The sequence below is a fragment of the Nocardia sp. NRRL S-836 genome (assembly GCF_001279525.1).
GTDB lineage: Bacteria > Actinomycetota > Actinomycetes > Mycobacteriales > Pseudonocardiaceae > Lentzea.
The window spans coordinates 119,157-146,071 of the sequence record NZ_LGDY01000013.1; the positions used below are offsets into that span (position 1 = coordinate 119,157).

The 26,915-nt window shown below is 69.3% G+C and carries 26 protein-coding genes; 15 read left to right on the forward strand and 11 right to left on the reverse strand.

What is annotated here, in order from left to right; genetic code table 11:
- Window positions 1-61: 61 nt before the first annotated feature.
- On the forward strand, window positions 62-421 hold the full coding sequence (locus tag ADL03_RS03895; RefSeq protein WP_053731967.1) for a darcynin family protein: 360 nt from the start codon (window positions 62-64) through the stop codon (window positions 419-421).
- Between the two features lie 4 nt (window positions 422-425).
- Here the strand turns inward: ADL03_RS03895 and ADL03_RS03900 are convergent, their stop codons facing one another.
- The gene (locus ADL03_RS03900) at window positions 426-860 is read right to left on the reverse strand and encodes a PPOX class F420-dependent oxidoreductase (protein WP_053731968.1); all 435 of its coding nucleotides are present in this window, start codon (window positions 858-860) and stop codon (window positions 426-428) included.
- A 132-nt stretch (window positions 861-992) separates the two neighbouring features.
- Here ADL03_RS03900 and ADL03_RS03905 point away from each other — a divergent pair, with 132 nt between their 5' ends.
- The 3 genes from ADL03_RS03905 to ADL03_RS03915 all read left to right on the forward strand — a co-directional run bounded on the left by ADL03_RS03905 (window position 993) and on the right by ADL03_RS03915 (window position 3,652).
- Window positions 993-1,904, forward strand: coding sequence for an ABC transporter ATP-binding protein (locus ADL03_RS03905; protein ID WP_053731969.1), 912 nt, complete (start codon window positions 993-995; stop codon window positions 1,902-1,904).
- Between the two features lie 5 nt (window positions 1,905-1,909).
- Window positions 1,910-2,659 (forward strand): ABC transporter permease, encoded by a 750-nt coding sequence (locus ADL03_RS03910; protein ID WP_053731970.1) that lies wholly within the window; start codon window positions 1,910-1,912, stop codon window positions 2,657-2,659.
- Window positions 2,660-2,749: 90 nt separating this feature from the next.
- Window positions 2,750-3,652 carry an ABC transporter ATP-binding protein gene (locus ADL03_RS03915; protein ID WP_053731971.1) on the forward strand — a complete coding sequence of 301 codons (903 nt, stop codon included), beginning with the start codon at window positions 2,750-2,752 and terminating at the stop codon, window positions 3,650-3,652.
- On the opposite strand, the gene mycP is transcribed toward ADL03_RS03915, so the two are convergent.
- Window positions 3,618-4,754 (reverse strand): type VII secretion-associated serine protease mycosin, encoded by a 1,137-nt coding sequence (gene mycP / locus ADL03_RS03920; protein ID WP_053731972.1) that lies wholly within the window; start codon window positions 4,752-4,754, stop codon window positions 3,618-3,620. The two genes, ADL03_RS03915 and mycP, sit on opposite strands and share 35 nt — an antisense overlap.
- Before the next feature lie 293 nt (window positions 4,755-5,047).
- Between mycP and ADL03_RS03925 the strand changes: the two genes are divergently transcribed.
- The 4 genes from ADL03_RS03925 to ADL03_RS03940 all read left to right on the forward strand — a co-directional run bounded on the left by ADL03_RS03925 (window position 5,048) and on the right by ADL03_RS03940 (window position 8,830).
- Window positions 5,048-5,419, forward strand: a complete 372-nt coding sequence (locus tag ADL03_RS03925) for a hypothetical protein (protein WP_157527922.1) — start codon at window positions 5,048-5,050, stop codon at window positions 5,417-5,419.
- Between the two features lie 11 nt (window positions 5,420-5,430).
- Complete coding sequence (gene trmB / locus ADL03_RS03930) at window positions 5,431-6,132, forward strand: tRNA (guanosine(46)-N7)-methyltransferase TrmB (RefSeq protein ID WP_082372861.1); 702 nt, start codon at window positions 5,431-5,433, stop codon at window positions 6,130-6,132.
- 132 nt (window positions 6,133-6,264) lie between these two features.
- Window positions 6,265-7,371, forward strand: coding sequence for a nitric oxide synthase oxygenase (locus ADL03_RS03935; RefSeq protein ID WP_197288056.1), 1,107 nt, complete (start codon window positions 6,265-6,267; stop codon window positions 7,369-7,371).
- A 301-nt stretch (window positions 7,372-7,672) separates the two neighbouring features.
- Window positions 7,673-8,830 carry a sensor histidine kinase gene (locus tag ADL03_RS03940; RefSeq protein WP_053732009.1) on the forward strand — a complete coding sequence of 386 codons (1,158 nt, stop codon included), beginning with the start codon at window positions 7,673-7,675 and terminating at the stop codon, window positions 8,828-8,830.
- On the opposite strand, the gene ADL03_RS46550 is transcribed toward ADL03_RS03940, so the two are convergent.
- On the reverse strand, window positions 8,827-9,033 hold the full coding sequence (locus ADL03_RS46550; protein WP_157527925.1) for a hypothetical protein: 207 nt from the start codon (window positions 9,031-9,033) through the stop codon (window positions 8,827-8,829). The genes ADL03_RS03940 and ADL03_RS46550 overlap by 4 nt on opposite strands.
- A 225-nt stretch (window positions 9,034-9,258) precedes the next feature.
- On the opposite strand from ADL03_RS46550, the gene ADL03_RS03945 reads away from it, so the two are divergent.
- Window positions 9,259-10,572 (forward strand): amidohydrolase family protein, encoded by a 1,314-nt coding sequence (locus tag ADL03_RS03945; RefSeq protein WP_053731974.1) that lies wholly within the window; start codon window positions 9,259-9,261, stop codon window positions 10,570-10,572.
- 31 nt (window positions 10,573-10,603) lie between these two features.
- Here the strand turns inward: ADL03_RS03945 and ADL03_RS03950 are convergent, their stop codons facing one another.
- The gene (locus ADL03_RS03950; protein WP_053731975.1) at window positions 10,604-11,320 is read right to left on the reverse strand and encodes an SDR family oxidoreductase; all 717 of its coding nucleotides are present in this window, start codon (window positions 11,318-11,320) and stop codon (window positions 10,604-10,606) included.
- 15 nt (window positions 11,321-11,335) lie between these two features.
- Here ADL03_RS03950 and ADL03_RS03955 point away from each other — a divergent pair, with 15 nt between their 5' ends.
- Complete coding sequence (locus ADL03_RS03955; RefSeq protein WP_053731976.1) at window positions 11,336-12,511, forward strand: MFS transporter; 1,176 nt, start codon at window positions 11,336-11,338, stop codon at window positions 12,509-12,511.
- Here ADL03_RS03955 and ADL03_RS03960 read toward each other — a convergent pair.
- The 4 genes from ADL03_RS03960 to ADL03_RS03975 all read right to left on the reverse strand — a co-directional run bounded on the left by ADL03_RS03960 (window position 12,484) and on the right by ADL03_RS03975 (window position 18,590).
- A complete protein-coding gene (locus tag ADL03_RS03960; protein WP_053732010.1) occupies window positions 12,484-13,026 on the reverse strand; it encodes a DUF3455 domain-containing protein in 543 nt (180 codons plus the stop codon). The two genes, ADL03_RS03955 and ADL03_RS03960, sit on opposite strands and share 28 nt — an antisense overlap.
- A 128-nt stretch (window positions 13,027-13,154) precedes the next feature.
- Window positions 13,155-15,227 (reverse strand): PhoX family phosphatase, encoded by a 2,073-nt coding sequence (locus ADL03_RS03965; protein ID WP_053731977.1) that lies wholly within the window; start codon window positions 15,225-15,227, stop codon window positions 13,155-13,157.
- 159 nt (window positions 15,228-15,386) lie between these two features.
- Window positions 15,387-17,417 (reverse strand): PhoX family phosphatase, encoded by a 2,031-nt coding sequence (locus tag ADL03_RS03970; RefSeq protein WP_197288057.1) that lies wholly within the window; start codon window positions 17,415-17,417, stop codon window positions 15,387-15,389.
- A 57-nt stretch (window positions 17,418-17,474) separates the two neighbouring features.
- A complete protein-coding gene (locus ADL03_RS03975) occupies window positions 17,475-18,590 on the reverse strand; it encodes an MFS transporter (RefSeq protein ID WP_231641456.1) in 1,116 nt (371 codons plus the stop codon).
- A 115-nt stretch (window positions 18,591-18,705) separates the two neighbouring features.
- Here ADL03_RS03975 and ADL03_RS03980 point away from each other — a divergent pair, with 115 nt between their 5' ends.
- Window positions 18,706-19,335: an HAD family phosphatase gene (locus tag ADL03_RS03980; protein WP_053731979.1), complete on the forward strand. Its 630-nt coding sequence runs from the start codon at window positions 18,706-18,708 to the stop codon at window positions 19,333-19,335.
- Here ADL03_RS03980 and ADL03_RS03985 read toward each other — a convergent pair.
- Window positions 19,284-19,865: a hypothetical protein gene (locus ADL03_RS03985; RefSeq protein ID WP_063798456.1), complete on the reverse strand. Its 582-nt coding sequence runs from the start codon at window positions 19,863-19,865 to the stop codon at window positions 19,284-19,286. The two genes, ADL03_RS03980 and ADL03_RS03985, sit on opposite strands and share 52 nt — an antisense overlap.
- A 95-nt stretch (window positions 19,866-19,960) precedes the next feature.
- Here ADL03_RS03985 and ADL03_RS03990 point away from each other — a divergent pair, with 95 nt between their 5' ends.
- Window positions 19,961-20,695 (forward strand): SDR family NAD(P)-dependent oxidoreductase, encoded by a 735-nt coding sequence (locus ADL03_RS03990; RefSeq protein ID WP_053731980.1) that lies wholly within the window; start codon window positions 19,961-19,963, stop codon window positions 20,693-20,695.
- Window positions 20,696-20,737: 42 nt separating this feature from the next.
- Here the strand turns inward: ADL03_RS03990 and ADL03_RS03995 are convergent, their stop codons facing one another.
- Window positions 20,738-21,823 carry an inositol-3-phosphate synthase gene (locus ADL03_RS03995; RefSeq protein ID WP_053731981.1) on the reverse strand — a complete coding sequence of 362 codons (1,086 nt, stop codon included), beginning with the start codon at window positions 21,821-21,823 and terminating at the stop codon, window positions 20,738-20,740.
- A gap of 34 nt (window positions 21,824-21,857) precedes the next feature.
- Window positions 21,858-22,394 (reverse strand): PadR family transcriptional regulator, encoded by a 537-nt coding sequence (locus tag ADL03_RS04000; RefSeq protein WP_053731982.1) that lies wholly within the window; start codon window positions 22,392-22,394, stop codon window positions 21,858-21,860.
- Window positions 22,395-22,558: 164 nt separating this feature from the next.
- On the opposite strand from ADL03_RS04000, the gene ADL03_RS04005 reads away from it, so the two are divergent.
- The 3 genes from ADL03_RS04005 (at window position 22,559) to ADL03_RS04015 (ending at window position 26,861) form a co-directional block, all read left to right on the forward strand.
- The gene (locus ADL03_RS04005; RefSeq protein ID WP_197288058.1) at window positions 22,559-22,957 is read left to right on the forward strand and encodes a DUF5318 domain-containing protein; all 399 of its coding nucleotides are present in this window, start codon (window positions 22,559-22,561) and stop codon (window positions 22,955-22,957) included.
- 425 nt (window positions 22,958-23,382) lie between these two features.
- Window positions 23,383-25,848 (forward strand): transglycosylase domain-containing protein, encoded by a 2,466-nt coding sequence (locus ADL03_RS04010; protein WP_157527928.1) that lies wholly within the window; start codon window positions 23,383-23,385, stop codon window positions 25,846-25,848.
- 575 nt (window positions 25,849-26,423) lie between these two features.
- Window positions 26,424-26,861, forward strand: a complete 438-nt coding sequence (locus tag ADL03_RS04015) for a hypothetical protein (protein WP_157527931.1) — start codon at window positions 26,424-26,426, stop codon at window positions 26,859-26,861.
- The last annotated feature ends 54 nt before the right edge of the window (window positions 26,862-26,915 follow it).

Below are 26,915 nucleotides of genomic sequence, written 5' to 3' on the forward strand. Positions count from 1 at the left end.
CAAGTCTGCCTTGCCGAAGTTGCGTGGCACGAAAGGCCCGCCGGTTCGTAGCGTCGGCGCCATGACGACCTTCGAAGCGGAAGTGACCGCGTTCATGCTGATCAAGACGACGCCGAAGTGGCTGTCGATGGCCGTTCCCGAGCGCATGCGGGCGTTCGAGACCGAGATCCTCCCGGCGCTGGAGGACGTGCAGGGTGTGCGTTCCCGGTTCTACGACACCGAGTTCTACAACGCGCGGGTCACCGACGTGTGGGTGTGGGAGGCGCGCGACCACGGGTCGTTGCAGCGGCTCGTGGACGCGCTGCGCGAGACCCCGTTCTGGGACACCTACTTCGAGGTGCTGGACCTGCTGGTCGGGGTGGAGAACGGGTACGCGCGCAACTACGGCGTGGCCCCGCTCGCCACCGTCGACAACACCTGACGGGCTACTCGGCGACGTTCGTCTTGGCGACGACCTTGTCGACCTTGACCCGGACGACCATCTCACCGGGAACGCCGTTGCGTTCGGCGTAGGCGTCGGCCTGGTCGTCGCCCATGTAGCGGGCGGCGGTCCGGCCGGCCCAGTACCTGAGCTGCTCGGGGTCCTCGTCGACCACGGCGTGGCCGGTGATCGTGACGAAGTTGAACGGCGGTGTCTCGTCGTCGAAGCACAGCGCCACCCGGCCGTCGCGCAGGATGGACTTGCCCTTGACCGTGTCGCGCGCGGTCAGGAAGACCAGGTCGGGTCCGTCGAGGTCGACCCACACCGGTGCGATGTGCGGCGAGCCGTCCTTGCGGGTGACCGCGAGCTTGCCGGTGCGGGCCGGCGTGGCCAGCACGAACTCGCGCCACCAGCCTTCGGGAGCTTCCGTGTATCCCATGTGGCTCATTCAACTACGACGGAGGTAGCGGCACCCGGCGACGGAAGTTGACGCCTTCGCAGACCGCAGGGCGATGTGCCGGGCACCCCGGTCGCAGGAGAGTTGTCCCCGACACCACGAGGGGGCGACACCATGATCGAGGCAATCGGCCTCACCAAGCGATACGGCAGGACGGTCGCGGTCGACGACCTGTCGTTCACCGTCCAGCCTGGACGGGTGACCGGGTTCCTCGGTCCGAACGGCGCCGGCAAGTCCACCACCATGCGGATGATCCTGGGACTCGACCGCCCGACGGCCGGCCGCGTGCTGATCGACGGGAGGTCCTACGCGGACCTCAACCGTCCACTCCGGACAGTCGGTGCACTGCTCGACGCGAAGTGGGTGCACCCCAACCGGTCCGCCCGCGCCCACCTGCGCTGGCTCGCGAAGTCCAACGGACTGCCCGGCAAGCGCGTGGACGAGGTGCTCGACGCGGTCGGCCTCACCCAGGTCGCCGGCAAGAACGCCGGCGGGTTCTCGCTCGGCATGTCGCAGCGGCTGGGGATCGCCGCGGCACTGCTCGGCGACCCGCGGGTGCTGCTGTTCGACGAGCCGGTCAACGGCCTGGACCCGGAGGGCATCCTCTGGATCCGCACGTTCATGCAGAACCTGGCCGCGGAAGGCCGCACGGTCCTGGTGTCGAGCCACCTGCTCTCGGAGATGGCTCTCACGGCCAGCGACCTCATCGTGATCGGCCGGGGGAAGCTGATCACGCAGAGCACCACGGCGGAGTTCATCGAACGCTCGACCGGCAACTCCGTGCTCGTGCGCAGCCCGCAGCTCTCGCGGCTCGCCCCGCTGCTGGTCGACAAGGGGTTCACGGTTCGTGACGGAGCAGATGGGGCACTGTCCGTATCGGGTGCCGCAAGTGACCAGATCGGTGACATCGCGGCGGCGAACGGTGTGGTGCTGCACGAGCTGAGCCCGCAGCGCGGTTCGCTCGAAGAGGCGTTCATGCAGCTGACCGGCGATGCTGTCGAGTACCACGCAGAGATCGGGAAGTGAGTCTGATGACCCTGTTGGCAGTGGAGCGGATCAAGCTCTTCTCGACCCGTTCGCCGTACTGGTGCAGCGCGCTCGCCATCGTGCTGGGCGTGGGCCTCACCGCGATCGTCGCGGCCGCGAGCGAGGGCCAGGTGTCGCTCGGCGTGACGCAGATCGGCAGCTCCCAGCTCGCCATCGCGGTCGTGCTGGTGATGGCGGCGATCGCGGTCACCACCGAGTACCGCTTCAACACCATCCGCGCCACGTTCCTCGCCGTGCCGGGCCGGACGTCCGCGCTGGTCGCCAAGGCCACCGTGGTCGCGCTGATCGCGGGTGTGCTGGGCGAGATCATCGCGTTCGGCTCGGTGGGCATCGCCAAGCTGCTCTCGCCGAGCTCCGACCTCGCGATCAACACCGCGGCCGAGTGGCGGCACGTGGCCGGTGTCGGCCTCATCTACGCCATCGGCGCGGTCATCGCGGTGGCCGTGGGCGTCCTGGTCCGCCAGACCGCCGGCGCGGTCGCGATCCTGCTCGTCTGGCAGATGCTCGCGGAAGGCCTGATCGGGATCATCCCCAAGGCCGGCGTGAAGATCCAGGCGTGGCTGCCGTTCATGAACGCCACCCACTTCCTGTCGATGGCCTCGGCGAGCCCGGAGCAGGGTGGTTCCGGCGTCGACTTCAAGCTGAGCGAATGGGGTTCGCTCGGTTACTTCGCCGGCATCGCGGTCGCGCTGCTGGTGGTCGCGCTGGTCGTCGCGAAGCGGCGGGACGCGTGACCGGTTCCGAATGAAGGGGGAGCGGGACGCAGGCCATCCGTCGGGGGAGGCCTGCGTCCCGGTCGGTTCTTCCGAGCGAACGGAGAGGTCATGATCGAGGCAGTGCGGCTGGCCAAGCACTACGGCCGGACCAAGGCCGTGGACGACCTGTCGTTCACCGTCCGGCCCGGCCGCGTGACCGGGTTCCTGGGGCCCAACGGCGCCGGCAAGTCCACGACGATGCGGATGATCCTCGGCCTCGACACCCCCACCGGTGGCGACGTCACGATCGACGGCAAGCACTACGCCGAGCTCAGGCAGCCGCTGCGCAAGGTCGGCGCGCTGCTCGACGCGAAGTGGGTGCACCCCAACCGGTCCGCGCGCTCGCACCTGAGGTGGCTCGCGGTCTCCAACAAGATCCCGGTCAGCCGGGTCGACGAGGTGCTGGAGGTCGTCGGCCTCACCGAGGTCGCGCACAAGAACGCGGGCGGCTTCTCCCTCGGCATGGCGCAGCGCCTCGGCATCGCGGGTGCGCTGCTGGGCGACCCCGAGGTGCTGCTGTTCGACGAGCCGGTCAACGGCCTGGACCCCGAGGGCATCCTCTGGATCAGGCAGTTCATGCACCGGCTCGCCGACGAGGGCCGCACGGTGTTCGTGTCGAGCCACCTGCTCTCGGAGATGGCGCAGACCGCGCAGGACCTCATCGTGATCGGCAAGGGCCGGCTGATCGCCCAGACCAGCACCGAGCAGTTCATCGCCGACGCCACCCAGGACAACGTCCGGGTGCGGTCACCGCACGCCGCGAAGCTGCGCGAGATCCTCGCCGCCGACGCCACGGTGACCGAGGACGCGGTGGACGGCGCCCTCGTCGTGCACGGCCTCCCGGCGCAGCGGATCGGTGAGCTCGCCGCCGAGAACCAGATCGTGCTGCACGAGCTCAGCCCTCAGCGCGGGTCGCTGGAGTCCGCGTTCATGCAGCTCACCAAGGAGTCGGTGGAGTATCACGGGCACTGACCGGCCGGCGGCGCGACCGCGCGGCGGGCAGCGCGATCAGCAACGCCGTCAGCACCGCGACCCCGCCGGCCGTGGCACCGACGAACGGCAGCCGGTCGCGCAGCACGACCGGCTGCACCGGCCGCTCCTGCGCCACCGCGGCCGGTGGTGTGGCCGACGGCTTCTGCGGTGGCAGCAACGGGTTGCGCTCCACCGGCGGCAGCTGGGCGCTCACTGCGGCGACCGGGTCGACCAGGCCGAAGCCGGTCCGCTCGTCGCGGCCGGGCCGGTCGAGGTCCGTCGCGGTCCGCACCAGCGCGTTGACGACGTCCTTCGCGGCCATGTCCGGGTGCTTGGCCCGCACGAGCGCGGCGACACCGGCCACGATCGCCGAGGCCGCACTGGTGCCGTCCATCTCGGCGTACCCGCTCTCGTACACGCTTTCCGGCGACGCGGTGACGATGCCCTCGGCGGGAGCGGCGAGCACGGTGTCCGCGCCGACGTTGGACGACTTCCACGGCAGGCCCTGGCGGTTCGTGCCCGCCACGGCGATCACACCGCCGATGTTCGCGGGCGACGAGACCTCCCTGCCCTCGTTGCCGGTCGCGGCGACGAGGACGACGTCCTTCTCCATCGCGTAGTTCACGGCCTTGACCAGGCCCGGTGTCGTCGAGCCGGTGAAGCCCAGCGACAGGTTGATGACCTTGGCGCCGTGGTCGGTGGCCCACCGGATGCTGTCGGCCACGACGTCGAGCGCGAACTGGGTCTTCTCGGCGCTCGCGACCGGCAGGATCTTCGCGCCGGGGGCGATGCCGAGCGCGCCGCCGTTGCGGCCGGTGCCCGCGATGATCGCCGCCATGCCGGTGCCGTGGCCGTCGGTGTCGGTGGTGCCGTCGGTGCCCTTGGCGCTGCCGAAGCCGGTGCCCGGTAAGACGCGTCCCGCGAGGTCGGGGTGCTTGGCGTCGACGCCGGAGTCGATCACGCCGACGATCACGCCCTCGCCGCGGGACTGCTCCTGGGCGCTGTAGACGTCGAGCGCGTCGAGGTGCCACTCCTGTTCCTCGATGGTCTGCGCGGCGAGCAGCAACGGCAGCGCGACGACGAGCGCGGGGACCAGTGACACGTCCCGTTCATCGCGTTTCGGCCGTGCGGCGCAACGTGCCCGGTGTCACACCCAGCGTAAGGGCCCTGTTAACAAACCGTGAAAAGCCCTTATTCGGACATCCCTCACGTTTGAGTTGCCGTTGAATGGGGTTATCCCGAGGCCGGAGGTGGCCAGTGGTTCGTGTCGAAGCAATGCTCGGCCTCGAATGGGCTAGTGCGCTCGAGGCACCCAACTCTGTCGATCTCGCCCAGTCCCCCGCTGACGCCCGGCGATCCTGGGTGAACAAGGCGAGCGAGAAGCAGGTTCTCGCGATGTACCGATCCGTCCGAGACGTCGAGGACGCACCGGCACCGTGGTGGTTGCGTGCGCTCGACAGAGGCAGACTGAGGTCCCGTGCCGAAGGTCACGCCATCGAGGACGCGGTGACCGAGCTGTTGTCGGCCCGCCCGGGATGGGTGTACGTCCCGTGGGTGGACCTCGGTGAGGTCGGCTACTGGGAGTACGTGCCGTCCGAAAGCGGTGTCTACGGCCCGGCGACACCGACGACGGTGCAGTTCACCGACTCCCACCGCGGCTGGATCCACCTGGTGCCGGCGCACCGCGGACCCGGCCACGCGCAGCCGATCGACTTCACGGTCGCCGACCTGCGTGCGCAAATCGAGGACATCGAGCTCATCGCCTAGGCTGTCCGGTCGTGACCAGGCCTGAGCACCACCGTTCCATCGTCAGCTTCGTGCAGCGCGGCGAGCGCATGACCGTGGGGCAGGAACGTGCCTGGGACACGTACTGGGAGAAGCTCGGCCACGACGTGAAGACGTTGCCGGACGGACCGCTCGACTTCACGTCGTGGTTCGGTCGTTCCGCGCCCGTGCTCCTGGAGATCGGTTCCGGCATGGGCGAGACCACCTCCCAGCTCGTGGCCGCCGCGCCCGAGCTGAACTACGTCGCCGTCGAGGTCTACAAGCCCGGCCTGGCCCAGCTGCTGCTGCGCGCCGAGCACCTGGGCGGGCTCGACAACCTGCGCGTGCTGCGCGGCGACGCCGTCGACCTGCTGACCGACCACGTGGCACCCGCGTCGCTGCACGGCGTGCGGATCTTCTTCCCGGACCCGTGGCCGAAGAAGAAGCACCACAAGCGCCGCCTGGTGCAGCCGGAGTTCATCTCGCTGCTCGCCTCGCGGCTGGAGCCCGGTGGCGTGCTGCACCTGGCGACCGACTGGGAGAACTACGCGGAGCAGATGCTCGAGGTGTGCTCCGGTGAGCGCCTGCTCACGAACATGTACGACGGCTGGGCGCCGCGGCCGGACTGGCGGCCGGTCACGAAGTTCGAGCAGCGCGCCGTGAACGAGGGCCGCGTGTCGCACGACCTGATGTTCAAGCGGAACGACCTCACCTGATCGAGGTCTCAAGCGGGCAGGTCGGCCACTACGGGTCTTGGCGTCACCCGATCAGGTGGCTGGTGTTGATCACCCGATGTGCCCCGAGTGGCAGTGACGCGTGAGGCCGTCGCCGAATTAGGTTCTCGCTCCGTGACCCCCGACGTCCTCCCCGTCGCGGAGGAGTTCGTCCGCATGTTCCACGCGGCGCACTCCGACGCAGGCTCGCTGTCCGCCCGCATCGCTCAGGTGCGCGCCGAGATCGCCGAGACCGGAACCTACCGCCACACCACCCACGAGCTCGCCTACGGCGCGCGGATCGCGTTGCGCGACTCCGGCTGGTGCACCTCGGGTGTGCCGTGGCGGCGGCTGAAGGTCCGCGACCTGCGCGGTTACCGCAACGCCGCCGCGGTCGCGGGTGAGTGCGTGGAACACCTGCGGCTCGCCACGAACGGCGGTGAGATCCGGCCGCTGGTGACCGTCTTCGCGCCGGACGCGCCGGGCTCGCCCGGCCCGGTGATCTGGAACGAGCAGCTGGTCCGGTACGCCGGGTACGCCGACGGCACCGGTGACCGGCGCTACGCCCAGTTCACGGAGACCATGCAGGGCATGGGGTGGCGGCCGCCGGCCCGCAGGTCCCGCTTCGACCTGCTGCCGCTGGTGGTGGAGACGCAGCACGAGGGGCCGCGGCTGTTCACGTTGCCGTCCGAGATCGTGCACGAGGTGCCGCTGGAACACCCGGCCCTGCCGTGGTTCGGCGAGATGGGGCTGCGGTGGCACGCGGTGCCGGTGATCTCGAACATGCGCCTGTCGATCGGCGGCGTGCACTACCCGGCGGCGCCGTTCAACTCGTGGTTCGTCGGCGCGGAGATCGGCACGCGGTCATTGGCCGAGGAAGGCGCGTACGGCGTGGCACGTGACGTTGCCGAGGCCCTCGGCCTGGACACGTCGTCCGAACGCACGCTGTGGCGGGACCTCGCGACAGTTCACCTGAACGCGGCGGTACTGCACTCGTTCGACAAAGCGGCCGTCACCATCACCGACCACCACGCCGAGGCGTTGCACCGGCTCGCCTGGCTGCGCTCCCGCCAACGCCCGTCGCCGGCGCGTCCGGCGTTCCGGCTGGACCCCGCCGCCGCGGCACGCGCACGGACCGGTGCTCCGGCGCGCTTCACCACCGCCTTGGACGAGACGCGCCCGCAGCCGACGAGCAGACTGGCCGAGCTGCTGCGCCAGCAACACTCCCTGACCAGCGCCTGACTTCCCCATCACACGCTGGTGCCGGCGGGTCTGCCTAGCTCTGGGAGTCGATCAGCACGCCCGACAGGGCCATGAGCGCAAGCACCAGCAGGCCGACCACCGCGGCTGCCCACGTGAACACGACTGACAACATGACGTCCTCCACTTCCCGTCTTCCGTCATTCCAGAGTCCGTCACGGCGTCGTCGTCCGGCATCCGCCGGGAGGGTGTTTCCGCAGGTCGCCCAGTCAGCCTTATGGCTGATGGCCTCCCAGACCCCGGTCGGACGCGGGATCAGCCTTCCGGCTTTACCGTGTACCGGGTGGAGAGCACGGATCTGAACTGGCGGTTGCTCGCCAAACGCCAGTGGCCGCTGGCGCTCTCGCTCACCGGCATCACGGTCGCCGAGTTCGGCTCGATCGGCACCGCGCTCGGCTGGTGGCAGGTCCCCGGCGTGCTGGTCGTCTGCACGATCGCCGTGCTCGCCCCGCGCCGGCCGTTCGACGCGGCGCTGGCACTGACGTTCGCGATCGTGTGCACGGCGCTCTACATGCGGTTCCTCGGCGTCGCGATCGAACCGCACTTCTTCCTCAGCGGTGCCGACATCGCGATCACCGGTGCCGCGATGGCGACCATCGCGGTCCTGGTGCGGGAGGCGTCGACCTGGCGTGCGGTGAGCGGAACCGTGCTGGTGGTGGCGGCGATGGTCACCGCGGAGGTGCTGGGGTGGCCCGTCGTGTCGGCCACCGAGTACCAGGACTGGACGCCGTCCAGCACGTCGTACCTGTTCGGCGCGACGATCATGTTCGTGCTGGCGGTGGGCACCGGGCTGTACTTCCGCGCGCGGGACGACGAACGCGCGTCCCAACTGGCCGCCTCCGTCGCCGCGGCACAGAACGCCGAGCGGATGGCGCTGGCGCGCGAGCTGCACGACGTGGTGGCGCACTACGTGACCGCGATCGTGGTCCACGCCCAGGCCGGGCAGCTCAACCGCGAGGTCGACGTGCTGCCGTCCATCGCCGCGTCCGGCGCGGAGGCGTTGAGCGCGATGCGGCGGCTGGTCGGGACGTTGCGCGACGGTGAGGCCAGTAGCCCGGCCGCGTCGTCGTCGCTCGTGGACGACGTGGAGGCGCTGGCTGCGGAGTCGGGGCTGCCGGTCCGGCTGTCGTTCGACCTGCGGGACGCGGTGCCGCAGGAGCTGGCCCGCTCGGTGCTGCGGCTGGTCCAGGAGTCGTTGACGAACACCGTCAAACACGCGGCCGCGGTGTCCTCAGTGGACGTCTCACTGTCCTCACAGGACGGTGTGCTGCGGCTGGAGGTCTCCGACGACGGCATCGCGTCGGGCGTTCCCGTCGGTGGATCAGGGGGTTACGGCCTCGTCGGCATGCGCGAGCGGGCGGAGCTGCTCGGCGGCACGTTCTCGGCCGGCCGACGCGAACCGACTGGGTGGACGGTCCGCGCCGAACTGCCGGTTTCCTAGTTCTCGTCGCGGATGACGTCGAACTCCTGCGTCATCTCGACATCGCTGAACTGGTCGTCGTTGTGTGGGTCGATGTCGGCCACTGATGCCTCCGCATGATCACGCCGTACCCGTGCGGTGTGATCATGCCAACTCAGCGCCGTGTCGGCGGCTTGGGGGTGGCGGGCTTCTGCGCGCGCCGGAAGTCTCCACTGGACGTGCACGGCTTCTTCGACATGATCATGAGACGCCGCTGTGCTCGCCCTGGTTGCTCACCCGATGCACAAAAGGCCCGCCGCGAGTGACGCGACGGGCCCCTTGGTTGGGGAAAAGTAAGGGGCCGGATGCGGACCCTGGGGGTCGGCCCGCACCCGGACAACAACTGGATTCCCACTCTTCGACCACCTATGCATGCTTGTGATCGGCATCACAATGGCAGGATCCCCCGCATGTCACTGCGTCTGCACGCCCCGGTGGTCCTGCCCTGCGACCCGACCTGCTCCGTCCTGCGCGACGCGGTCGTGGACGTCGTCGACGGCCGCATCACGCACGTGGGCCCGCTCGCGGACGCGCCGGCGTTCGACGGCGAGGTCCGCACGGTGCCGGGCATGCTGCTGCCCGGCCTGGTGAACACCCACGCCCACAGCCCGATGACGGTGCTGCGCGGCCTGGGCTCCGACCTGCCGCTGCTGCGCTGGCTGCAGGAGCAGATGTGGCCGAACGAGGCGCGGATGACCGCCGCCGACGTCGGCACCGGCATGCTGCTGGGCGCCGTGGAGATGCTGCGGCGCGGCGTCACCACCTCCGCCGAGATGTACTTCCACGGCCCCGAGCTGGTGTCCTCGGTGCTGGCGGCCGGCTCACGGGTGGTGTTCGGTGGCGCGATCCTCGACGTGCCGGGGATGGACTGGCGTGCGCTGACCGGTGAGATCTCGTCGTGGATCGACGCGGACGGCCTGCGGTTCGGCCCCGGCGAGCGGGTCGAGCTGGCCTACGGCCCGCACTCCGCCTACACCCTCTCGGCTCCCCAGCTGACGTCGATCGCGGCCGAGGCACGGGAGCGCGGCGCGCTGTTCATGGTCCACGTCGCCGAGTCGCCGTTCGAGGACGAGGCCGCACGGGCGGAGTTCGGCTCCGTGCCGGCCCTGCTGAAGGCCTCGGACGTGCTGGGCGGCCGCGTGCTGTCCGCGCACTCCGTGCACCTGTCCGACGACGACATCGCGCTGTACGCGTCGTTCGGCGTCGGCGTGGCCCACTGCCCGTCCTCGAACGCGAAGCTCGCCTCGGGCATCGCACGGGTGCGCGACCTGCTGAACGCCGGCGTGAACGTCGGCCTCGGCACCGACGGCCCCGCGTCGAGCGACGACCTCGACCTCCTCGCGGCGGCCAGGCTGGCGGCACTCTTCGCCCGCGTCTCCGCCATGGACGCGACGGCCCTCGGCGCCGCACAGGCGTTGCTGATGGCGACCCGCGGCGGCGCCGCCGCCCTGGGCCGCGACGACATCGGCGCGCTGGAGACCGGGCGCTGGGCCGACGTCGTGCACGTCGACGTGGACGACCCTGCGTTCGCGACCGGGCTGGACGCGCCGGACGAGCAGCTGCTGGCCAACCTGGTCTGGGCGGCCGGGTCGCGCCGGGTCACCGACGTGTGGGTGGCGGGCGACCAGGTCGTCGCCGGTGGCGAGTCGACGCGGGTGGACCGGCACGAGGCGCAGGCCGGCGTGACGGCCGTGGCGCAGCGACTGCGGAGCGTCAGCCGCTAGCCACAGGTTGTTGACAAGCCTGTGGACAACTTCACCTGGGCTGTGGACGGATGACGAGCTCGGTGATGTGGGCGTCCGGCGTGGCCAGCACGGCGGACGCCACCGCCCGCCCCACCGAGGCCGGGTCCAGGTACTGGGTGGCGTCGTAGTCGCCGCCCTCCTGGCGCCGCACCTCCTGCTGCATCGGCGTGTCGGTGCGGCCGGGGAACACCGAGGTCACGCGCAGCGCGGGTTCGTCGGCGCGCAGGGCGTCGGCGTAGGCGCGCAGGGCGTACTTCGAGGCCGCGTAGACGCCCCAGCCGGGGTTGACGCGCAGGCCGGCGCCGGAGTTGACCAGCACGACCTGGCCGGCCGCCGCGCGGAGCCGGGGGAGCAGCAGGCGGGTCAGTTCGGCGACCGCGAAGACGTTGACCTCGAAGGTCCTGCGCCAGTCGTCGTCGGTGGCCTGGGACAGCGGGCCGAGCAGTGCCACGCCGGCGCTGTGGACCAGCACGTCGAGGCGGGAGAGCGTGGCCAGGTCGGCGGAGGCGGTGTTGGTCAGGTCGAACGGCCACGCCTGTGCGCCGGGGAGCTCCGCGGCCAGCAGCGAGAGCGACGTTTCGTCACGTCCGCCTAGCAGGAGGTCGTGGGTTGGCGCCAGACTGCGGGCGATGGCAGAGCCGATCCCGCTGGACGCTCCGGTGACCAGAGCGACCGGACGAGCCGTGTTCACCTGTGACTCCGCTGGGGAGCGCACCTCGTCACGCATGGGGGGAACCGTAGCGTGCCCAAGAAGCTGATCCTGCCGTACCTGTGCCTGCTGTACTTCGTGAACTACCTCGACCGGGTGAACATCGGCTTCGCCGGACCCAACGGCATGTCGGAGGAGCTGCGGCTCACCTCGACGGTGTTCGGGTTCGCGTCGGGCGTGTTCTTCATCGGCTACCTGCTCCTGGAGGTGCCGAGCAACCTGGCGCTGCACCGGTTCGGGGCGCGCAGGTGGATCGCGCGGATCATGATCAGCTGGGGGATCGTGGCGAGCGCCATGGCGTTCGTGCCCAACGGGACCGTGCTGGTCGTGCTGCGGTTCCTGCTGGGTGTGGCGGAGGCCGGGTTCTTCCCGGGGATCATCCTGTACCTGACGTACTGGTACCCGCAGAAGGACCGGGCGAGGGTCGTCGCGATGTTCATGGTCGCGGTGCCGATCTCGACGGCGCTGGGCGCCACGGTCAGCGGGTTGCTGATCCAGTGGACGGACTGGCGCACGATGTTCCTCCTCGAAGGGCTGCCGGCCATCGCGCTGGCGTTCGTGACGTGGTTCTGGCTGCCGGACCGGCCGGAGGAGGCCGTCGAGCAGCCGGCGGAGGAGCACTGGCCGTTGCGCAAGGCCCTCACGCACCCGCGGGTGCTGGCGCTGAGCTTCGTGTACTTCGGGATCGTCTATGGGCTGTACACGCTGGGGTTCTTCCTGCCGACGATCATCAAGGGGCTGGCGCCGGGGGCGAACACGGTCGAGCGCGGGCTGATCAACGCGATCCCGTACGTCCTCGGCGCGGTCGCCATGGTCCTGTGGGCCAGGCACGGCGACCGCACCGGAGAGCGGAAGTGGCACGTCGCCGCGCCGATGCTAGTCGGTGGTGCGGCGATCCCGGTCGCGCTCTACCTGGAGCACCCGGTGGCCGCGATGGTCGCGGTGAGCGTGTGCGCCATCGGTGTCTGCGCCGCCCTGCCCACGTTCTGGGCGCTGCCGACCGGTTTCCTGGGTGGCACGGCCGCCGCGGGCGGGATCGCGTTGATCAACTCACTGGGCAACGTGAGCGGGTTCGTCGCGCCGTACGTCACCGGGTGGCTGCGCGACGTCACCGGGACCCAGAAGACCGGCCTCTGGGTCGTCGGCGTCACGATGGTCAGCGCTGCCGTGGTGGCGCTGGTTCAGCGGGCGGGCGCGGAGAAGACGTAGAGGGCCTCGTAGTGCACGGAGGTCTGCTCGCCCTCCTGGCACGTGCCGGCCGGCGCGACACCGCCCCTGGTGGAGAGGCGCTGCACGTAGCTGACGCCTTCGAACACGCCCTTGCCCCTGGTGGACCTGGCCTTCAGCAGGAGCTCGGGCACCGCTCCCGCCACGTCGTTGCGGGCGCCGTCGACCGGGGCGGCCTCGACCGCGCTTCCATCCACTGTGGACACCCAGATCGGGCCGCGCGAGTGCAGGGCGACCGCGCGGCCGAGGCGGTCGGCGAGGGTGGCGGCGGGTTCCAGGCCCTTCCAGGCCCCGGCCGTGCAGCTGTAGGTCTGCACGCCCTTGGCGTAGAACCTGGCGACGACCCGGTTTCCGGCCGGCACCTGGACCGCGGGCGCGACGGCGACGGCGGACTCACCCATGACCTCGGGCGTCGGGGCGGCGGTGGAGCCGGCCGCTCCCGCGCCGAGGCCGGCCAGAGCTGTTGCGACGAGCACGAGACCAGCACGCTTGAACATCACTCACTCCCAAGTGGACAGACAGTGCGACGTGTCTCGGCTGTCCGCGGTGCAGCCACCAGGGCATACGGCCTGGTGGCTGCACCGGTTCAAACGAACTCGGGGAGTGAGCGGGGCGGTACCGCCCGTCAGCCGCAGATGCGGCGGCGGTCCTGGCGCCACACCACGGCCACGGCCGGGCGCGGCTGCGAGGTGCCACCGTCCGGCCAGTGCGACAGCGGGTTGTTCGCCGACGCGCCGTCGATCTCACCGGGGTGCTGCACCGACACCAGGACGAAGTCCTCCGTGACGACCGGGCCGCACGCCTCCGCGCCCTTGGGCACCGTGAGGAACTGCTTCACGAAACCGCGGCGCTTGCCGTCGACCGGCACCGCGAAGATGCCGTCGTTGGACTTCAGCGCGTTGCCGTCGGTGGAGATCCACAGGTTGCCCCGCGGGTCGAACGCGACGTTGTCGGGGCAGGAGATCGGGCTGACCTGCGACTTGTCGTAGCCGCCGAAGTAGGTGTCCGGCGACTTCGGGTCACCGCAGACCAGCAGCAGCTTCCACGAGAACGTGGTCGCCGTGTTGTCGCTGCGGCGCTCCTCGATCTCCAGCACGTGGCCGTGCTTGTTGTTGATCCGCGGCGCGACCTCGGTCGGGCCCTCCTTGCCGGGCTTCACACCGCGGTCGGTGTTGTTGGTCAGCGCGGCGTAGATGCGGCGGTTCTTCAGCGACGGCTCGACGTCCTCGGGACGGTCCATCTTCGTGGCGCCCACCTTGTCGGCGGCCAGGCGCGTGAAGACGTACACCTCCTCGGCGGTGAAGCCGGGGACGAACGACCTGTCGTTGTGCGCCAGCGGGATCCACTCGCCCGAACCGTCGAACTCGCCGTCGGAGGGCAGCTTGCCGGTGCCGTCGATCTCGGCGGCCGGGCTGTCGCCGGTGAACCTGGCGACGTAGAGCGTGCCCGAGTCGAGCAGGCGCTTGTTGTGCTCACGCGCGCGCTTCGAGTCGCCGCGCTGGTAGTAGCCGTCGGTGACGAACTTGTACATGTAGTCGAAGCGCTCGTCGTCACCCATGTACGCGACGACCCGGCCGTCCCGCGCGACGATGACGTTGGCGCCCTCGTGCTTGAAGCGGCCGAGCGCGGTGTGCTTGACCGGCGTCGAGGTCGGGTCGAGCGGGTCGATCTCGACGATGTAGCCGAAGCGGTTGGCCTCGTTCGGCTCCTTCGACAGGTCGAAGCGCTTGTCGAAGTTCTCCCACTTGCGCAGCGACGCCTTGCCGGAGAAGCCGTAGCGGCCGAGCTTGGCCTTGGTGTCGGCGTCGGTGACCAGGTCCGCGTTCGCGAAGTACTGGTTGAAGTTCTCCTCGCCGGACAGGATCGTGCCCCACGGCGTGACGCCGCCGGAGCAGTTGTTCTGCGTACCGAGGACGACCTTGCCCGACGGGTCGGCGGAGGTCTTGAGGAACTTCGAGCCGGCGGCCGGGCCGCGCACCTCGAACGGCGTGGTCAGCGTGATGCGGCGGTTGTAGCGCTTCTTGTCCTTGGACACCACGAGCTTGCCGGAGCGGTGGTCGCGCTCGACCTGCACGACCGACAGGCCGTGCGCGGCCCACGCGATCTTGGCGTGCTTCTCGGTGGCGGTGGTTTCGGTCCAGTCCTTGAACATGAAGGACTCGGTCGTGTACTCGTGGTTGCTCACCATGAGCCAGCGGTCCCAGCCCGGCAACGGGACGAGGCCGCAGAAGTCGTTGTTGAAGCCGAACTGCTTGGCCTGCGCCTCGGGCGTCTGGTTGTCGAAGTCGAACTTCGGCGCGTCGGCCAGGACCGGGTCACCCCAGCGGATGACGACCTCGGTCTGGTAGCCCTTCGGCACCACGACCTCGTCGAGGGTGTTGGGCTGCACCGGCTCGAAGTTGAGGCCGTCGCGGTCGTGGCCGAACCTGCGGTCGAGCTCGGCGTCGAGGCCGGCCTCGGCACCGGCGGGAGCGGCGGCGGCAGCACCGGAGAACGCCAGCGCGCCGGCACCGGCGGCGGCGACGACCGCACCGGCCTTCAGCATGCCGCGGCGGCTCACGACCTCCTTGACGACGTCGCCGAAGTAGGCGTTGCGCGACGAGTTGGGCGCCTCGTGCGAACACGCGTTGCCGCAGCGGAACTCGCAGGTGACGGCCTGACGCCCGAGCGGGTGGCCGGTCGGGAGCAGGGGCAGCATGCGGCGGCCCCGATCGGTGGGTGAGGACACGCAGGCCTCCGAGATCGGTCAGTGTGGGAACTGGCCGAACCTAAGAGCCCAACGAGATCGCCTGCCGTCCAGCAGGTGAACGGCAGGCGAACTCGTCCTACTCCCGAACGACCGGGGCACGCAGGGTGATCAACCGATTTCACCCAGCTGACGACGGCCCTTGCGCCACACCGCGACGACCGACGGACGCGGCCGCGCGGTGCCCCGGTCCGGCCAGTTCGACACGGGCTTGTCGGCGTTCGCGCCGTCCACCTCGCCGGGGTGCTGCACGCACACGGTGACCACCCGCTCGCCGATCACCGGACCGCACGTCTCGGCGCCGCGCGGCACCGTGAGGAACAGCTTGAGGTGCCCGCGTTCCGGTCCCTCCAGCGGCACGGCGTAGAGGCCGTCGTTGAGCCCGTCGAGCTTGCCGTCGGCGTCGGTGGAGATCCACAGGTTGCCGTGCCGGTCGAACGCCACGTTGTCCGGGCTGGAGATCGGGCTGACCTGTGACTTGTCGTACCCGCCGAAGTAGGTGTTCGGGTCGTCCGGGAAGCCGCACACCAGGAACAGGTCCCAGTCGAACCTGAGCGCGAGCGCGTCGCTGCCGCGTTCGACGAGCTCCAGCACCTGGCCGTGCCGGTTGTTGACCCGCGGGTTCGGCTCGGTCGGGCCCTCCTTGCCCGCGGTGACGCCGCGTTCGACGTTGTTGGTGAGCGCGCAGTAGACCGTGCCGGTGCGCGGGTGGCACTGGATGTCCTCCGGGCGGTCCATCTTCGTGGCGCCGACCTTGTCCGCCGCGATGCGCGTGAAGACGTACACCTCCTCGGCGGTCATGCCCGGCACGAACGACCGGTCGCCCGCCGCCAGCGGGATCCACTCGCCGGTGCCGTCGAACCTCCCGTCGGCGGGCAGCTTCCCGGTGCCGTCGATCTCGGCCGGCGGGCTGTCGCCGGTGAAGCGCGCGACGTAGAGCGTGCCGTCGTCGAGCAGCGTCATGTTGTGGCGGCGCGCCGCCTTGCTGTTGCCGTGCTTGACCTTGCCGTTCGAGATGAACTTGTAGATGTACTCGAACCGCTCGTCGTCACCGGAGTACGCGACCACGCGGCCGTCCTCGGCGATGCGCACGTTCGCGGTCTCGTGCTTGAAGCGGCCGAGCGCGGTGTGCTTGACCGGCGTGGAGTCCGGGTCGTGCGGGTCGAGCTCGATGACCCACCCGAACCGGTTGACCTCGTTGGGTTCCTGCGCGAGGTCCCAGCGCTTGTCGAAGCGCTCCCACTTGCGGGTGGTCGCCGTGCCGGTGACGCCGTACCTGCTGAGCCTGGGGTCGTTGCGGCCGGCGGCGTTGGCGAAGTACTGGTTGAAGTTCTCCTCGCCGGACAGGATCGTGCCCCACGGCGTGACGCCGCCGGAGCAGTTGTTGATCGTGCCCAGGACCCTGCGGCCGGTCGGGTCGGCCGAGGTCTTCAGCAGGTCGCTGCCCGCGGCCGGACCGCGCACCTCGAACGGCGTGTGCAGCGTGATGCGGCGGTTGTACCTGCTGAACCCCGGCCGGTAGTGGCCGGAGAAGAACGACCGCTTGATCATGAACACCGAGAGGCCGTGCGCGGCCCAGGCGATCTTCACCTGTTCCTCGGTGGGGTTGTTCGGGTCGTAGCCGCGGAACATGTGCGGCTCGCTGGTGTACTCGTGGTTGGTGACCATGATCCCGGTCAGCTCCAACGGGTCCAGCGGCAGGATGGCGGCGAAGTCGCAGTTGAAGCCGAACTGCTTCTCCTGCTTGGCGGCGGTCTGGTGGTCGAAGTCGAACTCGGGCACGCCGGGGAAGAGCGGGTCGCCCCAGCGGATCACGATCCCCTGCTCGTACCCCTCGGGGATGACGACCTCGTCCTTGGTGTTGACCTCGACGGGCGTGAAGTCGAGCCCCCTCGGCGGGCGGTGGCCCTGCGCCTCCGGCTGCGCCGCGGCGGTGGCGGTGGCGGTGGCGGGCAGTGCGACCGCCGCGGTGGCCGCGACCACGGCACCGGCCTTGAGCGCGGTGCGCCGGCTGAGCAGGTCGCCGAAGTACGGGTTGCCGGAGGTGTTCGGGACGTCGTGGAAGCACGCGTCCCCGCAGCGGTACTCGCATGTCACCGCTGCTCTGCCGATCCGGTGGTTGACGAGCGGCAGAGGGATCATGGTGGTGGCCTCCTACGGTCGGTTCGGGAACCGCGACCGACCGTAGTTCACCCTTCGTTAACCGACTAGCTGCTCACCGGCAATCACGACTTCCGTCGGTACCTCACGGGTGTCCGTGCGGTTGAACGCCAGCAGCACGGCCGCGACCACGCACAGCACCGCCGCTACGACGAACGGCTGCGCGAGGTGGCTGACGAACGTCGCCGCCAGCGCACCACCGAGCCACCGCAGGAAGTTGTACCCGGCGCTCGCCACCGGCCGCGGCGCGTCGCTGACGCTCATCGCGGCACCGGTGAACAGCGTGTTCAGCAACCCGCTGACCAGCCCGCTGACGATCACGGCGACCACCAGCAACGGCTTGCTGGGCACGGCCATCAGCAACATCAGCAGGGCGAACGCGAGCACCGACCCGATGACGGCGCTCTTCTCACCGACCCTGTCCGCGAGCCGCGGCGCGAGGAAGACGCTGGAGACCGCGACGCACACGCCCCAGCCGAAGAAGATCAGCCCGATCTCGACGGCACCCCACCGCAGGACGAACGGCGACCAGGCCAGGACCGTGAAGAACGCGGCCGTGTAGAGCGCGGCACCGATCGACGTGCGCAGCAGCACGGGGTGCCTCAGCGCCTTGAGCGGGTCGAGCAGCCCGATCGCGGGCCGTTCGTGGTGGGAGTCCTTGGCCAGGAAGATTGCACAAAGGACCAGCGCGACGGCCATCAGCACCGCGGTGCCCAGGAACGGCCCGCGCCACGAGAAGCTGCCGAGCAACGCCCCGAGCAGCGGCCCGACGCTCAGACCGAGCCCGAGCGCGGCCTCGTAGAGCAGGATCGCACCCTTCTGACCGCCGCTGGCAGCACCGACGATGACGCTGAGCGCGGTCGCGATGAAGAACGCGTTGCCGAGCCCCCACACGGCCCGGAGACCGACCAGCTGACCGATGCTCCCGGCCGCCGCGCACGCCAGCGTGGCGACGACGATCAGCGCGAGCCCGCCGACGAGCGTGCGCTTGGCCCCGAACCGCGCCGTCGCGGCACCCGTGAAGAGCATCGCCACGACCTGGACGCCGAGGTAGGAGGAGAAGAGGAGGGTGACCTGCGACGGTGTTGCGTGCAGACCCTCTGCGATGGACAGCAGGATCGGGTCCACGAGCCCGATCCCCATGAAGGCGATCACGGCTGCGAAAGCAGTGATCCACACCTGTTTGGGCTGAGCCTTGAAATTCACTTAGCTACCCTAACAGATTTACTTAGCATGGCGAAGTACAACGCGTCACAGTACGGTTCTCGTCGTGGAAGCGGTGATCTTCGACCTCGACGGCGTGCTGATCGACTCCGAGCAGGTGTGGGACGAGGTGCGCCAAGCCTTCGCGGCGGCGCACGGCGGCGTGTGGACGCCGACCGCCACCCGTGACATGCAGGGCATGTCCACCCCCGAGTGGGGCGCGTACCTAGTCGAGGCCGTGGGCGTGCGACTGACCCCGGAACAGGCCTCCGCCGGCGTGATCGCCGAGATGCAGAAGGCCTACGCCGCCCACCTGCCGCTGATCCCCGGCGCCGTGGACGCGGTCCGCGCGGCCGCCACCCGCTTCCCGGTCGCCATCGCCTCGTCCGCGCCGGCGGTGCTGATCAAGGTGTTCCTGGACGTGACCGGCCTGCCGGTGCCCGTGGCGGTGTCGTCGGAGGAGTGCGCGGCGGGCAAACCCTCACCGGACGTCTACCTGCTGGCGGCGTCGAAGCTCGGCGTCCCGCCGTCGTCCTGCTACGCCGTGGAGGACTCCACGAACGGGCTGCGCGCGGCGCTGGCGGCGGGGATGACGGTGCTGGCGGTGCCGAACCCGCACTTCCCCCCGGCCGAGGACGTGCTGGCTCAGGCGCGGGTGCTGGCCTCGATCGCCGACCTCCCGGACGCGCTGGCGTAACTCGTCGCGGCCATGCCCAGCGCGATGCACGTGCAGGCGATGACCCCCTCCGGCCAGTAGATGTGGCTGTCGAGGAACAGGAAGCTGCCCACCAGCAGGAGAACCGCTCCCGGAATCGCCTTGAGGCGGTGCTTGACCAGCGCACACACCGCGATGCCGACGCTGGCGGCGAAGAAGCACCACGACCCGACCGTGCCGAGCCGGTTGCCGATCTCGAAGACGGGCGCGTCCGCGTCCGTGCGACCACCGTTGGCCAACGTCATCGCACCGCCGCCAATGCCGGCCAACGCGTCGAGGGCGCCGTAGTAGACGACGTAGCCGAACGTCGCCACGCGGCCAAGCCAGCGCACGACCTTCGGGCTGTCGTCGAGCAGCACCCACTGCGCAGCGCCCAGCAACGGGAAGACCGCCGCCAGGACGATGTGCATGTCGCGCCACCACTGGGCGGTGGACGCGTCGAGGTGGTGGGGGTGGGTCAGGCCGATGCCGGCGAGGAGCAGGCCGGGGAGGGCGACGAGGAGCGTGCGCACCGCGCCGAACCTAGCGGAAGCCGGGCTTTCGCTGAGACTCCGAACACACGAATCAGGCTGTCTCCCGACGGCCCATCGTGCCTAGCCTCGCGCTCATGACGCAACGGGTGGCTGTGGTGACCGGCACGGCGCAGGGCATGGGGCTGCGGATCGCAGAGGTGCTGCGCGAGGACGGGTTCGCCGTCGTCGGGTTCGACCTGCGGGAGAGCGAGGGCGGGATCGTCGGCAACGTGGCGAGTGCCGCGGACGTCGCGAGGCTGACCGAGCACGTCATGAGCACCCACGGGCGGGTGGACGTGCTGGTGAACAACGCGGGGATCGCGGGCATCGTGCCGTTCGAGGACACCACCCTCGAACAGTGGGAGCGGATCATGGCGGTCAACCTGACCGGGCCGTTCCTGCTGACGCAGGCGCTCGGCAAGGTGATGCTCGACCAGCGTTCGGGCAGTGTCGTCAACATCGCGTCCGTCGCCGGGCTGCGGGGCGTGGCGGACCGGGCGGCGTACAACACGACCAAGCACGGGTTGATCGGGCTGACCAGGACGCTCGCCGTCGAGTGGGGTGGCAGGGGCGTCCGGGTCAACGCGGTGTGCCCGGGCTGGGTGAAGACCGAGATGGACGTCGAGTCGCAGGCCGGTGGGCACTACGAGGACGACGACATCACCGACCACGTGCCCATGGGGCGGTTCGCGGCGCCGGACGACATCGCGCAGGCCGTGCGGTTCCTGGCGGGCGACAACTCGCGGTACGTCAACGGGGTCGCGTTGCCGGTCGACGGTGGGTGGACCGCGGACGGCACCTGGCAGCGGCTGCGGCTCTCGAAGCGCTGAGCGGGCGGGCCGCCCTCCTGGCTGGAGGGCGGCCCGGCAGCGTCAGGCCTCGCCGCGGATGAAAGCCTCGACGGCCTCGTGGGCCTCGGGGTCCGAGTACTGCACGGGCGGGGACTTCATGAAGTACGACGACGCGGAGAGGATCGGGCCGCCGATGCCGCGGTCCAGGGCGATCTTCGCGGCGCGCACGGCGTCGATGATGATGCCCGCGGAGTTGGGGGAGTCCCACACCTCCAGCTTGTACTCGAGGTTCAGCGGCACGTCACCGAACGCGCGGCCCTCGAGGCGGACGTAGGCCCACTTGCGGTCGTCGAGCCACGCCACGTAGTCGGACGGGCCGATGTGGACGTTGTCCTTGCCGATGTCGCGGGACAGCTGCGAGGTGACGGACTGGGTCTTGGAGACCTTCTTGGACTCCAGGCGCTCCAGCTCCTTCATGTTGAGGAAGTCCATGTTGCCGCCCACGTTCAGCTGCATGGTGCGGTCGAGCTGGACACCGCGGTCCTCGAAGAGCTTGGCCAGCACGCGGTGCGTGATGGTGGCGCCGACCTGCGACTTGATGTCGTCGCCGACGATCGGCACGCCGGCCGCGCGGAACTTCTCGGCCCACTCCGGGTCGGAGGCGATGAACACCGGCAGCGCGTTGACGAACGCCACACCCGCGTCGATCGCGCACTGCGCGTAGAAGCGGTCGGCCTCCTCCGAGCCCACGGGCAGGTACGAGACCAGCACGTCGACCTCGGCCTCGCGCAGCGCCGCGACCACGTCGACCGGCTCGGAGTCGGACTCCTCGATCGTCTCGCGGTAGAAGCGGCCCAGGCCGTCGAACGTGTGCCCGCGCTGCACGACCACGCCCAGCGGCGGTACGTCCGCGATCTTGATGGTGTTGTTCTGGCTGGCCACGATGGCCTCAGCCAGGTCGACACCGACCTTCTTGGCGTCGACGTCGAACGCGGCGACGAACTCGACATCGCGCACGTGGTAGTCACCGAACTGCACGTGCATCAGGCCGGGCACGCGGGTGCTCGGGTCGGCGTCCCGGTAGTAGTGGACGCCCTGCACCAGCGACGCCGCGCAGTTGCCAACCCCGACGATGGCCACTCGAACGGTGCGGCGGTTTTCGCCCATTGCCGAGTCCTCCTTGATCAACGATGAAGTGCTGCTATCCGTCCTGCTCCGACCGTTCGTGCGCGATGAGCTCGTTGAGCCACCGCACCTCGCGCTCAGTGCTCTCCAGGCCCTGCCTGTGCAGCTCACGGGTGTAGCGGTCGATCTGCTCACCCGTGCGCGTGAGCCGCTCGCGCAGTCCCTCCCTGCGTTCTTCGACACATCGCCGCCGGCCTTCCAGGATGCGCATCCTGATCTCGGCCGGCGTCCGTGAGAAGAACGCCAGGTGGACACCGAACGAGTCGTCGTCCCAGGTCTGCGGGCCCGCGTTGACCAGGAGTTCGGCGAACCGCTCCTTGCCTTCCGGGGTCAGCTTGTAGACCTTGCGCGCCCGACGTCCCCAAGAAAGAGCCGACTCCTCCGGCCCTTCCTCCACGATCAGGCCCGCCCTCTGGAGTCGCCGCAATGTTGGGTACAGCGATCCGTAGGAGAACGCGCGAAACGCTCCGAGCAGGTCTTGCAAGCGCTTGCGCAGCTCGTAGCCGTGCATGGGCGCCTCGTGCAGCAGGCCGAGCAGCGCGAACTCGAACACGAGTCACCTCCTCGCGCCTGCACCGATAGGTGAGGTGATTATATCGGTGCGATACATCGTGGACCCCTCTTCGTTGTGGGATGTCGCACACCGTGATACCGCCTCGGACCCTGCTGCCCTGAACGGCCCATCATGGGGAAGCGGTCGGCACGTACTCTGGTCACGTGTTGACCCAACGGCAGATCGTGGACTACTCGCTGCAGCGCCGTGCGCTGCTGGCGGAGGTCTACTCCGGCCGGACGGGCACCATGGAGGTCTGCGACGCGAGTCCGTACCTGCTCAGAGCTGCGAAGTTCCACGGAACGCAGACGGACGTGCCCTGCCCGGTGTGCCGCAAGGAGCCGCTCACCCACGTGTCGTGGGTCTACGGTGACGAGCTGAAGCACGCGACCGGCTCGGCCCGCACACCCGAAGAGCTCGTGCGGATGGCAACCCTCTTCGACGAGTTCACCGTGTACGTGGTCGAAGTCTGTCGCACATGCAGTTGGAACCACCTGGTGCAGTCATACGTCCTGGGGAAGCGTGGGCTGGAAAAGCCACGCAGGCGGACTGCGGCGGAGTGAACCACTGGTGAGACTGCTGCGAATGATGTACGACCACCGAACCGTGTGCTGACGCACGCCGGTCTGGGAGGCCTTTTCACGTGAACGACCAGCATGATGACAGGCAGCGCGGCGGCGAGCCGCAGTGGCCGACCGGGGACGACCCGGACGGCGGCGGCAGGCGCGATGTCCCGAATCAGCCGCGACCGGGCACCCCGCCCGGCGGTTTCGCACGCCCTCCCCAGGGTGGCACGCCGCCCGGTGGTTTCCCACAGCAGCAGCCCCCACGCCGCCCGAACGGACCAGGCGGACCCCAGGGCGCTCCCGGCGGACCCCAGGGTGGACCCGGTGGCCCGCAGGGTGGACCCGGCCGGCCGCAGGGCCCGGCAGCGGGTGGTCCAGGCGGTCCAGGCCCCGGTGGCCGTCCGCCCACGCCGCCCGGTGGCGTGCCGATCGCACCCCCGCCCGGCGCCCGCCGTCCCGGTGGCCCGAACGGTCCGGGTGGTCCGGGTGGTCCCGGCGGTCCGCAGGGTGGCCCCGGCCGCCCCGGCGTGCCCCCGCGCAACCCCGGTGAGGAGCGGACGACGCAGCTGCCCCCGGTCAACCGGCCTGCGGCGCAGCGCGAACCCGACCTGCTGACCCACCGCGAGCCCGACGACGAGTTCCTGCTCGCCGGCGAACCGGCCGTCGACGACGAGTACTACGACGACGACGAGCCGGAGCTCACCGAAGAGGAGGAGCGCCGCCTGCGCAAGAAGAAGATCTGGAAGCGCGTCCGGATCGGTGCCTTCGTCGCGCTCGGCCTGATGATCCTCGGCCCGGTGATCGCGGTCGCCGTGGCGTACCCGCTGGTCGAGTGGCCGCGCCCGGACAAGGTCGCCGAGCAGCAGGACAAGACGATCACGCTGCGCTACTCCGACGGCTCGGAGATGGGCAAGATCACCTCGCCCGGTGAGAACCGCACGATGCTCACCTACGAGGAGATCCCGGACAACGTCAAGAACGCGGTGCTCGCCGCGGAGGACGCGAACTTCTACGAGAACCCCGGCTTCGACGCGAAGGCCATCCTGCGCGCCGTCTGGATCCAGGCGACGGGTGGCAGCTCCGGTGGTTCCGGTCTGACGCAGCAGTACATCAAGAAGGCGACCGGCAAAGAGGACGCCACGATCACCCGCAAGTTCACGGAGGTCGTCAAGGCCTTCAAGATGAGCAACGAGTCGGACCACAACACGATCCTCACGGCGTACCTGAACACCGTGTACTTCGGCCGCGGCGCGAACGGCATGAAGGCCGCCGCCCAGGTCTACTACAAGAAGGACATGAAGGACCTGACGCCGTCCGAGGCGGCGCTGATCGCGGGCATGATCCAGACGCCCTCCTGGTCCGAGGACAAGGAGTACGTCGCCAAGCGCTGGAAGTTCGTGATGGGGCAGATGCTCCAGAAGAAGTGGATCGACCAGGCCTACTACGACGCGCAGCAGTTCCCGACCCCGCTGCCGTTCGAGGAGACTCAGCCCGCGACCCTCGAGGGCCCGCTCGCCCGCGTGAGCCAGCAGGTCCAGAACGAGATCGACAGCGAGATGGTCGGCCTGACCATGGAGCGTGCGCAGAAGGTCGGCGTCACCGTCTACACGACGATCGACCCGAAGATGCAGAACGCCGCTGTCGAAGCGGTGAACGCCGTGATGACCGGTGAGGACCCCGAGCTGCGCACGTCGCTCAGCGCGATCGACCCGACCACCGGCGCGGTCAGGGCCTACTACCCCGGCAAGGACGGCCTGAAGGGCCTCGACTTCGCGAAGGGCACGGTCCAGGAGGCCGGCTCGTCGTTCAAGCCGTTCGACCTGGTGGCCGCCCTGAAGATGGGCAAGGGCATCGGCGACACCTACGACGGCACCTCACCGCGCAAGATCGGCGGCGTCGAGATCCGCAACGCGGGCCCCAGCCAGTGCGGTAAGCAGTGCCCGATCAAGCAGGCCATGAAGGAGTCGCTCAACACCGTGTTCTACGACATGGTGGCGAACGACACCGGTCCCAGGGCAGTTGCCGACGCGGCCCACGCGGCCGGCATCCCGGAGACGGTCCCGTACGACGGCAAGCCGTTCCGGACGCTCGTCGGCGAGGACGGCGGCGCACCCAACACCGGTATCGCGATCGGCGCGGACGACGCCAGGGTCCGTCCGTTCGACATGGCCTCCGCGTACGCGACCTTCGCGGCGCGCGGCATGTACCGCCCGCCGTTCTTCATCACGAAGATCGAGGCGCCGAACGGCGACCTGCTCTACCAGCACGTGGACAAGGCCACCCCGGCGTTCGACCCGGTCGAGGAGAAGAGCCGCGACATCGCCGACAACGTCACCGAGACGTTGAAGGAGATCCCCAGCGGGAAGATCGAGTGCGCCGCCAAGCGCCCGTGTGCCGGCAAGACCGGTACGCACGAACTCGCCCCCGAAGCGGCGCCGGACCGCAAGGCAGGCCACAACTCGAAGGCCTGGATGGTCGGCTACACGCCGCAGCTCTCCGCCTCCGTGTGGGTCGGCAAGGAAAAGGGCAACCAGCCGATCACGGACAAGGGCGGCAACCCGGTGTTCGGCTCGGGCCTGCCCGGCCTGATCTGGAAGAAGTTCATGGACGCCGCACTGGTGGGCTACCAGAAGGAAGCCTTCGCGAAGCCGAAGCCCCTCGGCAACTTCAACCCGCCGCCGCCGTCCAAGGCTCCGACGTCGAACTCGGCACCCAGCACGCCGCCGAGCACGCCGTCGACAGAGCCGACGCGGCCGTCCCAGACGCGGCCGTCGGAGCCGGACACCCCGTGCGGGCTCTTCGTGTGCCCGCCGTCGAACACGAAGCCGACGACCACGAAGCAAGGACCGGGCAACCCCACGGGTGGCCGGGATCCCGGGGACACGTAGCACGCGCGACAGCTGAAGAGTTCGGTGCACGTTGAACCGCTCTCCAGACGAGTTGGACCGATGATCCAGGTCCGACTGTCCGGGGAGCGGTTCGCTGCATCTTGGGGTTCCAGAGTGGCCCTGTCGTCGGTATGCCTCCTGCGCAGGCATACCCGCAACTCGAAGACAACGACACGGATAGCAGTCTTGACGTTACGCCAAGTCATCGGGTTGAATCAGATTGGTGCCGATGACCAGGGGATCATCACGCGCGACATCTCGGATGCTGGGGATTCGAGCGATCAAACTAGCGCCACTACATCCACATCTACCTTGAAGCGCAGACGGTTACCTTGTGATGCGCATTCCAAGTCGAGAAGACTGTTCATGCGCTTCATCAATCCGGACGAGCACTGACGCCCGGCCACACGAGCCACTTACAGTTAATCCGACACCTCCTGCTTTCGCGTGAATCCGCGAAGAGCCGGTTGCATCGGATCGATTTCGCATGCGAAATCCGACTGACATCAACCACTCGCTCCTCCACATCGCTCGACAGTGCAATGTCGGTTCCCGATTCCAAAGAAAGAGAAACAATGCTGCGCATGAAATCAGCCGCACTCGCAGTACTCACGGCAATGAGTATCCTGCTGCCGACGCAGCAGGCAACTGCGGAGGTGATCGCGACTACCCCCGTTCCCGCGCCATCGATGGGCGCTCAGCAGGTTGGCGAGGCGTGCAAGAGCATTGGAAACGGCGACATTTGCCTTCGCCTGGGAGACATCACCAACAACAGGGCAGACATCACGGTTTGGTATTCCAAGCACGCAGGCGACCCCGTGACGCTCCGGCTCGGCTACTTCCCCGGTGACGGCATCGACGAGGGTGCGTTCACCATCTACGCGGGCGAGGTCCGGGGGTACATCTGGAGGAACGTCAATCTGAGCACCCACTACTGCTACACCGGGGCGGTCCGCCAGGGCGGACCGCCCAACTGGTCGGCTGTCACCCTCGGCGGCGAAGTTTGTCGCTGACAGGAGAGACTCACACAGAAATCTGACGCCGCACCTGCTTGCGGTATACAGCAT

Coding starts and splice junctions, on each gene's coding strand:
- ADL03_RS03965 (WP_053731977.1), bottom strand. CDS start 15,227: ATGCTGCCCCTGCTCCCGACCGGCCACCCGCTCGGGCGTCAGGCCGTC.
- ADL03_RS03895 (WP_053731967.1), top strand. CDS start 62: ATGACGACCTTCGAAGCGGAAGTGACCGCGTTCATGCTGATCAAGACG.
- ADL03_RS03915 (WP_053731971.1), top strand. CDS start 2,750: ATGATCGAGGCAGTGCGGCTGGCCAAGCACTACGGCCGGACCAAGGCC.
- ADL03_RS03900 (WP_053731968.1), bottom strand. CDS start 860: ATGGGATACACGGAAGCTCCCGAAGGCTGGTGGCGCGAGTTCGTGCTG.
- ADL03_RS03995 (WP_053731981.1), bottom strand. CDS start 21,823: ATGGGCGAAAACCGCCGCACCGTTCGAGTGGCCATCGTCGGGGTTGGC.
- ADL03_RS03950 (WP_053731975.1), bottom strand. CDS start 11,320: ATGCGTGACGAGGTGCGCTCCCCAGCGGAGTCACAGGTGAACACGGCT.
- ADL03_RS03945 (WP_053731974.1), top strand. CDS start 9,259: ATGTCACTGCGTCTGCACGCCCCGGTGGTCCTGCCCTGCGACCCGACC.
- ADL03_RS04015 (WP_157527931.1), top strand. CDS start 26,424: ATGCTGCGCATGAAATCAGCCGCACTCGCAGTACTCACGGCAATGAGT.
- ADL03_RS03960 (WP_053732010.1), bottom strand. CDS start 13,026: ATGTTCAAGCGTGCTGGTCTCGTGCTCGTCGCAACAGCTCTGGCCGGC.
- ADL03_RS03910 (WP_053731970.1), top strand. CDS start 1,910: ATGACCCTGTTGGCAGTGGAGCGGATCAAGCTCTTCTCGACCCGTTCG.
- ADL03_RS03990 (WP_053731980.1), top strand. CDS start 19,961: ATGACGCAACGGGTGGCTGTGGTGACCGGCACGGCGCAGGGCATGGGG.
- ADL03_RS03905 (WP_053731969.1), top strand. CDS start 993: ATGATCGAGGCAATCGGCCTCACCAAGCGATACGGCAGGACGGTCGCG.
- ADL03_RS03970 (WP_197288057.1), bottom strand. CDS start 17,417: ATGATCCCTCTGCCGCTCGTCAACCACCGGATCGGCAGAGCAGCGGTG.
- ADL03_RS03925 (WP_157527922.1), top strand. CDS start 5,048: ATGTACCGATCCGTCCGAGACGTCGAGGACGCACCGGCACCGTGGTGG.